The organism is Halorubrum californiense DSM 19288, assembly GCF_000336875.1.
Lineage (GTDB): Archaea > Halobacteriota > Halobacteria > Halobacteriales > Haloferacaceae > Halorubrum > Halorubrum californiense.
In genome coordinates this window covers 1-975 of record NZ_AOJK01000007.1, presented here as the reverse complement: position 1 = coordinate 975, position 975 = coordinate 1, and the positions used below count along the sequence as shown (strand labels likewise).

The 975-nt window shown below is 51.0% G+C and carries 1 protein-coding gene; it reads right to left on the bottom strand.

What is annotated here, in order from left to right; translation table 11 throughout:
• Positions 1-600 precede the first annotated feature (600 nt).
• A partial coding sequence (locus tag C463_RS00410; protein ID WP_008440084.1) for an IS5/IS1182 family transposase occupies positions 601-975 on the bottom strand: 375 nt, incomplete at its 5' end.

Here is a 975-nt window from a genome sequence, read left to right as displayed (position 1 = left end):
TGATGACGCAGACGACCGGTCCGACGATGATGACGCAGACGACCGGTCCGACGATGATGACGCAGACGACCGGTCCGACGATGATGACGATGAAGATTAGCTGATACGGGATCAAAACTATTCACTATTGTATAACAACCGTCTACAGACGCAGTAGTCCAGAGTACTTGCGTCGAGTTCTTCGTAATGAGGCTATAGTACTCTGAGTGGACGCATACGATTCGATGTCTTCGACACCGAGACGCTCTATGTGTTCGTGTGATTCGTCGAGCTGTCGAGAGACGTCCTGATCCGATGTCGAAACTCGGCCGTAGATTGCTGCGTTTGAGGGTCCGTTTTCGCTCATGTTTTCGAGAACGCGCAATCAATTTAAACAGATAGGGGTTCCCGTAGATTGTCGTATATCACTACCTTCTCGCTATAATCAGAGATATTGGTAGTACACACTGCTCAGATCAGCTTAATTCTACGCGTCGTGAGTGTCTACCAAGATATCCCAAACGGTACTGGAGTGTTACAACTCTTTATTGAGTCGTCTTCAATATTTAAATAATTCTGATAAACTCCTCACTGCTGTGTTGAATAGATACTGAGTCACGGTTACAGCGGTTCACACAGTGGTTCTATGTTGGTGATGGCGAACATCAAGACGATTTCACGGAACTGCCGATACCAGCCCAGCGCTCGCACGGCATCGCCGAGCGAGCGCTTGGTTGTCGAGTACGATGTTTCGGCCATCCACTGCTGAGAGTAGCCCTTTGTCCGGTTGAGCGCGTTGTTCGCGGCTGCTTTGGCTGACGACCCGCGGTAATGAACAAGGTATTCAACGTCATGTGCGGCAATTTCGTACTCGGTATGCCAGTCTTGGAAGCCGTTGTCGGCGGCAACGGACTGCAGGTCGTCCGCGTTTCGGCGGACGACCTGCGGTCCGGTCTTCGTGTCATGCTTCCACCGAGCTGCGATGTGAACGTCAAG